This is a genomic window from Microcystis sp. M_QC_C_20170808_M3Col, assembly GCF_007095505.1.
Taxonomy (GTDB): Bacteria; Cyanobacteriota; Cyanobacteriia; order Cyanobacteriales; family Microcystaceae; genus Microcystis.
On record NZ_SFBY01000226.1, the window covers coordinates 1 to 7,214 of the forward strand.

At 39.4% G+C, this 7,214-nt stretch carries 8 protein-coding genes; 4 read left to right on the top strand and 4 right to left on the bottom strand.

What is annotated here, in order from left to right; translation table 11 throughout:
• Positions 1 to 238 precede the first annotated feature (238 nt).
• The 3 genes from EWV84_RS10070 to EWV84_RS10080 all read left to right on the top strand — a co-directional run bounded on the left by EWV84_RS10070 (position 239) and on the right by EWV84_RS10080 (position 3,731).
• Positions 239 to 2,302, top strand: coding sequence for an ABC transporter ATP-binding protein/permease (locus EWV84_RS10070; protein ID WP_287077883.1), 2,064 nt, complete (start codon positions 239 to 241; stop codon positions 2,300 to 2,302).
• 214 nt (positions 2,303 to 2,516) lie between these two features.
• A complete protein-coding gene (locus EWV84_RS10075; RefSeq protein WP_287077884.1) occupies positions 2,517 to 3,059 on the top strand; it encodes a GNAT family N-acetyltransferase in 543 nt (180 codons plus the stop codon).
• Between the two features lie 192 nt (positions 3,060 to 3,251).
• Complete coding sequence (locus EWV84_RS10080; RefSeq protein WP_004158189.1) at positions 3,252 to 3,731, top strand: hypothetical protein; 480 nt, start codon at positions 3,252 to 3,254, stop codon at positions 3,729 to 3,731.
• Between the two features lie 172 nt (positions 3,732 to 3,903).
• On the opposite strand, the gene EWV84_RS10085 is transcribed toward EWV84_RS10080, so the two are convergent.
• Positions 3,904 to 4,062 carry a microviridin/marinostatin family tricyclic proteinase inhibitor gene (locus tag EWV84_RS10085; RefSeq protein ID WP_004158188.1) on the bottom strand — a complete coding sequence of 53 codons (159 nt, stop codon included), beginning with the start codon at positions 4,060 to 4,062 and terminating at the stop codon, positions 3,904 to 3,906.
• Between the two features lie 52 nt (positions 4,063 to 4,114).
• Here EWV84_RS10085 and EWV84_RS10090 point away from each other — a divergent pair, with 52 nt between their 5' ends.
• A complete protein-coding gene (locus EWV84_RS10090) occupies positions 4,115 to 4,252 on the top strand; it encodes a hypothetical protein (RefSeq protein WP_004158186.1) in 138 nt (45 codons plus the stop codon).
• Positions 4,253 to 4,327: 75 nt separating this feature from the next.
• Here the strand turns inward: EWV84_RS10090 and EWV84_RS10095 are convergent, their stop codons facing one another.
• The 3 genes from EWV84_RS10095 to EWV84_RS10105 form a co-directional block, all read right to left on the bottom strand.
• Entirely contained in the window at positions 4,328 to 5,302 is a 975-nt protein-coding gene (locus EWV84_RS10095; RefSeq protein ID WP_287077885.1) for an MvdD family ATP-grasp ribosomal peptide maturase, read from the bottom strand.
• Between the two features lie 105 nt (positions 5,303 to 5,407).
• Positions 5,408 to 6,385 carry an MvdC family ATP-grasp ribosomal peptide maturase gene (locus tag EWV84_RS10100; protein WP_287077887.1) on the bottom strand — a complete coding sequence of 326 codons (978 nt, stop codon included), beginning with the start codon at positions 6,383 to 6,385 and terminating at the stop codon, positions 5,408 to 5,410.
• A gap of 293 nt (positions 6,386 to 6,678) precedes the next feature.
• Complete coding sequence (locus tag EWV84_RS10105) at positions 6,679 to 6,831, bottom strand: microviridin/marinostatin family tricyclic proteinase inhibitor (RefSeq protein WP_287077888.1); 153 nt, start codon at positions 6,829 to 6,831, stop codon at positions 6,679 to 6,681.
• Positions 6,832 to 7,214 lie beyond the last annotated feature (383 nt).

A 7,214-nucleotide genomic window follows, 5' to 3' on the forward strand; every position in this document is an offset into this window, starting at 1 on the left:
TAAGACCAGAACAGATTTACTCTGTTAAGGCAGGTGCGGAACCCCGCAAGGGAAAGAAGCAGAAACCTAAATCGTGAGGTTTGGGAATCACCGTCCGTTTACGGCGGTGAGGATGTCAAAGGTCACTTTCATCTTCGAGATAAAAATGTTATCAAAAGACAACAAGAGGTAATTCTCCCGCTACAATGTGATATTGAGTTGTCAAGAGAACAGTAGAGTAACCACCAATTGGATGTAGATGTCCCAATATACCACTAAAAAAGCAACGGAAAACCCTGTGGTGTCCGACCAGTCCTCCAAGAATCCCTTTTCACTATTTGGTCAATTTTGGGAAAGCCTAAAAATTGTGGCTCAACCCTATTGGTATCCAACGGAGTTAAATGGACGTGCCTTTGGAGATGTGATCATTTCTTGGGGAATGTCAGCTTTGATCCTTTTAAGTATCTTGGCAACGGTGGGGGTAGAAGCTTTTAGTAGCTACTGGAATCGTTATGTACTCGATATTATTATTGAAGATAGAGATCTTTCTAAATATCTAAATACGCTGTGGTTATCCAGTTTGTTGATTATATTAACAACGGGGTTATTTGCTTTTTCTCAATTTATTCGTCGCAAAGTAGCCTTAGATTGGTATAAGTGGTTAACGAAACAAACCGTTAAAAAATATCTCAATCATCGCGCTTATTATAACATTGATTTTACCTCAGCTTTAAAAAATCCCGATCAAAGATTATCTCAAGAAATTGAACCAATTACGACCATGACCATGAGGTTTTTAATTACCTTCGTGGAAAAAGGGTTACAAATGATTACTTTTGCGATTATTCTTTGGACAATTTCTCGGCAAATTGCGGTTTATCTAATAATTTATACGATCGCAGGAAATTTAATAGCAATTTATCTAACTCAAGAATTAAACAAAATTAATCAATCTGAGCTTAATAATAAAGCTGATTATAATTATGCTTTAACCCATGTGCGTAACCACGCCGAATCCATTGCTTTTTTTCAGGGAGAAGAGCAGGAAGAAAAAATCATTGAAGGCCGTTTTCAACGGGTTATTCAAAGCTCGGAAAAACTGATAAATTGGGAACGGTTTAATAATCTTTTTAATCGGGGTTATCAGTCAGCGATTAGTGTATTTTCAATGTTTATTTTGACCCCCATGTTTATTAAAAACGAAATCGATTATGGGGAAATTAGTCAAGCGAGTTTATGCTGTTTCCTTTTTTCTAATGCCTTGGGACAATTAATTACTGAATGGGGAACATCGGGTAAAGTTTCAAGTTATATTGAACGGTTAGCTACCTTGACAGATGCCTTAAAAGTTGCCAGTGAAGATCCGAAAAACTTAAGTCGCATTACCACCCTGGAAGATAATCGTCTAGCTTTTGAAAATTTTACCCTACAAACTCCCGATTATGAAAAGGTAATTGTGGAGAATTTATCGGTTTCTGTCCCTTTGGGAGAAAGCCTACTCATTATTGGTCCGAGTGGTCGAGGAAAAAGTTCCTTGTTACGAGCAATCGCCGGTTTATGGAAAGCTGGTAGTGGTCGTTTAGTACGTCCTCCTTTAGCTGAAATGTTATTTTTACCCCAACGTCCTTATATTATTCTTGGCAGTTTACGCCAGCAATTACTTTATCCCCATACCAATGAGCAACTGAGGGATGAAGAATTAGAAAATATCTTAAAAAAAGTCAATCTTCAACATTTATTAACTGACAAAAATAGCTTAGACAAAGAAGTCAATTGGGAACAGATTTTATCCCTCGGAGAACAGCAAAGACTAGCTTTTGCTCGACTATTAATCACTAAACCCACTTTTACTATCTTAGATGAAGCAACCAGCGCTTTAGATTTGGTAAATGAAGCCAGCTTATATCAGCAATTACAGGAAAGTAAAACCACTTTTATTAGTGTTGGTCATCGGGAAAGTTTATTTAATTATCATCGATGGGTCTTAGAGTTAACAGAAAATTCCCATTGGCAGCTGTCAACGGTAGAAGATTATCAGCGCAAAAAAGTTAATAACATAGTGATGATGTCAAAAAAATCAGAAAATTTTTCGGCGGTAAAAATAGAGACTTTGTCTGAGGTTAAAACTGAGCATGATGCGGAAATTGCCGGAGTTTCTGAAATAACTGAAGGTTTGTCCCATCAACAAATGCAGTCCCTAACTGATTATTCTTTAAGTAGCGTTCGTAATCGAGCCAGTTTAGGTAAAATCATTACTGCCAAAGATGGTTTTAATTATCATTATGATAAAGACCCAAAAACCTTAAAATGGGTGAGAATATAGCTAATGGGTTGACAAACAGATTGAAAGTGAGACAGGGTGTGGGGGGTAGGGAAAATTTTTCAGACTTCCCCCTCTCAGGAGAACTAGAGAATGAGGTTTTTGCTGGGTAAGTTGATTAACAAGCTACTAACTGATAACTGATAACTGATAACTGATAACTGATAACTGATAACTGATAACTGATAACTGATAACTGGTATAGGAATTTTATCAAATGAAAGCACTGGAAAAACTGGTGACGGAACGATTATATTTAGTCCCCTTAAAGCTTGAACTTATGAAAGCGGCAATCATAAGTATCGATGAATTAGCAACAATTTTGGGGGTAAAAGTTGCTGCTGACTGGGCCGAACAAGATTTGATTCAAGCTTTCCCTGATATTGCGAATATTTTGCTGCAATTCCCCTTACAAAATGAGTGGGGGTGGGGGAGTTTAATTATTCATCAAACAGAAAATACCCTTATTGGTCATGTGATGATCAAAATTATTCCTGATGTCACAGGTTTACCCACAGATGCTGTAGAAATTGGCTATCAAGTAGCGCCGTTATATCGACGACAAGGCTACGCATCTGAGGCGACAAAAGCAATGATGGACTGGACACTTTCTCAACCTGGTATGCAAACAGTGACCGCTGGCTGCGCTCCCGATAATATAGCCTCAAAGCGAGTTTTAGAAAAAATCGGCATGGATCTGATAGAAGCAAGAGAGAAAGTCTTGGTCTGGAAATTAAGTAGATCGAAAAGTTTTTCTTAACCCTTATCAGGTATTTCAAAAATTTAAAAGTGGTGCGTTACGGCGGTTGTCAAGATTATTATCGCCTAACGCATCCTACAAGCTGATATATAATGGTTTTAAAAGTCAGGTTAAGAACATCTCAATTAGGCTTGACATATGACTGAAATCCCGACCAACCAATCCAACTTAGTGATTTTAGGAGTCTCATCAATGACGGAAACTACTGAAACGGTCATTCCCAATGATTTTCTGGGAATTAATCCCGCAGAAATCAACAAAAAACTTGTCTCCTGGGGAATTTCTCTGGATGAAGTTGTTCAAAAACTTGCTTCTCTGGGACTCCCCGGTATTATTTTCATTATTGCCGTTGCCGCATCCAGCGTTACTGCCTATCCTATGATTTACGCACTTTTTGGGTTAGGCGGTCCTCTGGGACTAATTGGTGGACTTGGGGTCTTAGGCCTCTCTACCATTATTGGTGACATTGTGACGGGTTATGGCATTGAGGCACTGCTAAAAACAGTCTATCTCAAGCGTCGTGAAACAGAAACTCAAGAATATCTGATTAATGAGGTGGAAGGTTTACCAATTTCTCAAGTTCTAAAACTTAACCTAAAAAAGGCTATTGAAGTAGAAATTGCTGCCGAAGAACCCGTTGCTCCCAAAGAAGTCGAAATTGCTGAAGAGTAGTTTTGAGTTGACTAAGCACTTTCTCCCTCCTCTACCCTGCTGCCTCCACTGGCAAATTGACTTGTTTAGCAAACTCTAAATAGAACAAAAAACCGCTATAAATCTTACTCCTGCTTGACTTATGGCGGTGGTTGTTTTCTGTCTGAATTACTGAAAACAATCTTTAAATTAATTAACTATCTTCCCAGTCAGAAGGCCATTTCCAAGTCCAAACGGGAGCGGGTTCAGAATCGGGGGGGGAATCAGGAGTCGGAGCCTCGTCTTGGTCCGCAGATAAAAAACGAGCAAAGAAGGGGATTGCTTTACTTTGTTCGGTATTGGGATAATTCATGGTCGTTCCTAGTTTTGAGTAGCAGCTTTTTCAATATAGCTGCGATTACCCTGTGATAGTAACATATATTGCCGTCTTACTCAAGTCAAATCCTCACCTCACCCGCACTCCCATCGGTGACACTTATAGCGGTATTCAGAGTCATCAGGTACGCCAGTTTTCTTCCCTGTTCTCCGCTCCCCATTCCTAATTGAAAAGCGATAACTTCTGTCCCTCACCAGATAGGATAATTGCGATAAGATACTCTGACTCTGTATTAGTTGGTTTATGCGTTGACGAGGATTTCAGCGATTGCCTGGGAGATAGGAAAATAAGGAGGATAAAGTTCTAGCCAGAAAAACTCACCAACGGGATTAATTTCTAAAAAGATATAACGTTCATCTGGTGTGACAATCATATCAATTGCGCCATAATTAAGACCGAAATATTTCACTAATTCTAGTAGTTGCTTTTCAATATTTTTCGGTAAATCGTAGGGTTGCCATTGTTGATGGAGCGCTCTTCCCTCTTTTCGCCAATCGTAGATAGCGCCGTCTAATTGTTGGGAATTAATCGCCGCCGTAAATATTTGTTCACCGACGATAGTGATGCGTAATTCCAAAGCTTTAGGAATGTTTTCCTGAAAAGTCATGGGACAAAATTGCAAACCTTCCAAATTATCTAGGTCTTCCTTAGTAACAGGACTGGTAAAAACAACCATTTCCTCTTGCTTGTCTCCATAAATAGCAAATTGAGAAAGCATTTTAGTCACAATTCCTGTTGCTTCAAACTCCTGAGCAAATTGCTTGACAGCTTCAGGATTATTAGAAGTTAAAGTCCCCGGAATTAATAAACCTAATTGTTGCGCCACTTGTAACTGCAATTGTTTATGATTGGCATGATCTACCTTAGCAATTGGGTCAAGATGAAAGCCAGATAAACTAGCAATCATTCCTCGAATACTTAACCGACATTCCTTAAGAGAAGCTTCGCGAAATTGACTATCCATCCCATCGGGTAATTTTAGTCCGTATCTCATGCGTCGATACCAAACAGAAGAAACTTCTTTTAGCTCTAATTTTTGTTCTCCATCGGTAATAATTCCGCCTTTTTGACCGCCTGAGTAAAGATCAACTTTCACCTCTGTAGGGAAGCGATCAGTATCAAAACGGAAGGCTTTTTTACCCATCGTTTCTATGGCTTTGATTACCAGAGGAATACTTTCATTATCGTGGCTAAAAGTAACAAGTAAAACGGTCATAAATCTCCTTGATGATTTTGGATTGAGAATCCTGATTAGATTTTGGATTGAGAATCTTGATAATCCTAAAATCCTCAAAATCCTGATTAGGTTTTGGTTTGATTTTTAGCATACTAAAAAATCGGCGATCGCCTGAGAAATAGGTAAATCTAAATCCCGTTCTAACATTCCCCACTCACCACCCGGATTAACTTCTAAAAAAACGTATTCTCCCCCGGGAGTTAAGATAAAATCAAACGCCCCAAAATTCAACCCTAAATTAGCCATAAAAATCTGAAGTTGCTGCAATAGTGAATCGGGTAAAGTATGATGTTGCCAAGCACCTGGATCAATACCCGGTCTTCGCCAATCTACGGCAGAATTATTATACTGAGAAGATTCTAAAGCTCCCACAAATGTCTGTCCATTAACCACGACAACTCTCAATTCTAATTGTTTGGGAATTTCCGCTTGAAAAACCATAGGACAATAGCGTAAAGATTCCGCTTCCTCAAGGTCTTCTGCTTTCACCCTACTGGTATAAAGAAAAAATTCCGGCGATTCCATGCTGTGGGCGATCGCAGTTAACAATTTACTCACCATTCGTCCCTGAACCTGGGAAAAAAACTCCCGGGCAGCATCAGGATTATTGGTAACTAAGGTAGGGGGAATAATTAAGCCAACTTCTGAGGCCAAACGAAGTTGTAATAACTTATTTTTAGCCCTCTCAATTTTAGCTAAATTATCTAACCAACGCGCTGACCTTAAACTATCCCAAAAACCGGACAAAGTCGTCTGGGATTCTCGCACACAAGCCTCCCGAAACTGAGGAGCTAAATCCCCTGTTAGTTCAGGTTGCCAAATACGTCTTGTCCAAACAGATTGCACCTGTTCACTATCAATAGATTGATGGTTATAGGTTAATTGATAAAAACTTTTTTTACCATTAAATTGGGCTGCTAATTGAACCTCTAAGGGAAATTTATCGGTATCTAAGCGAAAAGCTGTGGCTCCTTTTTTTTCTATCGCCTCAGCCACGCGGTCAATGGTGAAAAAATCGCCGCTATGGGTCAACAATAAAACAACTTTAGGCGATTCTTTCATATCAGTGGGAAATTCCTGTAGGTTAACACATTTTAAGGCTTTTGGGTTAATTTTTATTGATCGGAATCTCAATAAAATACTGCAAAAAGTCTTGCTTTTGCTTAACTAATTGCAGTATTTGTTTTTTTCTTGAGTAATTACTAAAGTTACTTTACAGCACTTCTGAGGATCTCAACGTGCTGTTTTTTTGGCTGCAAGCCTTGCTTAGTGGCTCCTTTAGCTTTTTGTCTGTACGGGTAATTACTCAAGTGCTCTGAGTTTAAAAATCTTCCTACGGCACTACTACCAAATCATTACCAATCTTCCCAGTCAGAAGGGAATTTGTATGTGGCGGCCATCTCATGCTCAGGGGAAGGAGACTTGATGGAAGATTCCTCTTTGCTTACGGACAAGAAACGAGCAAAGAAAGGAAGTGCTTTACCTTGTTGATCGTTGGGATATGCCATAGTTATCTTTCCTGCGAATAAAAATCTGTCATGAGAGTAGCAGACTTCCCACTTGATAGCAATCCCCACAATAAATAAAAGGTGATAATTGACACAAAAGTTGCATTTTAGCCATCGAAAGTGCTTGATTCCCAAGGCTTTCACATACTGTTACTTTTTGTAACCGAGATTCCGCACCCCAAGTGTCACAACGTCTCAAAAGAGGAAGGGGCGTGAGTCAAAATACTTATCTAGGGTCTGCTGAAAAAGTTTTTCGGTGGGGGTTGGGGGTTGGGGGTTGGGGGTTGGGGGTTGGGGGTTGGGGGTTGGGGTGTGGGGTGTGGGGTTTTACCCATTTTCAGGTGGTCAATTACCTAATTTTCAGGGAAAAAGTCCCTGAATTT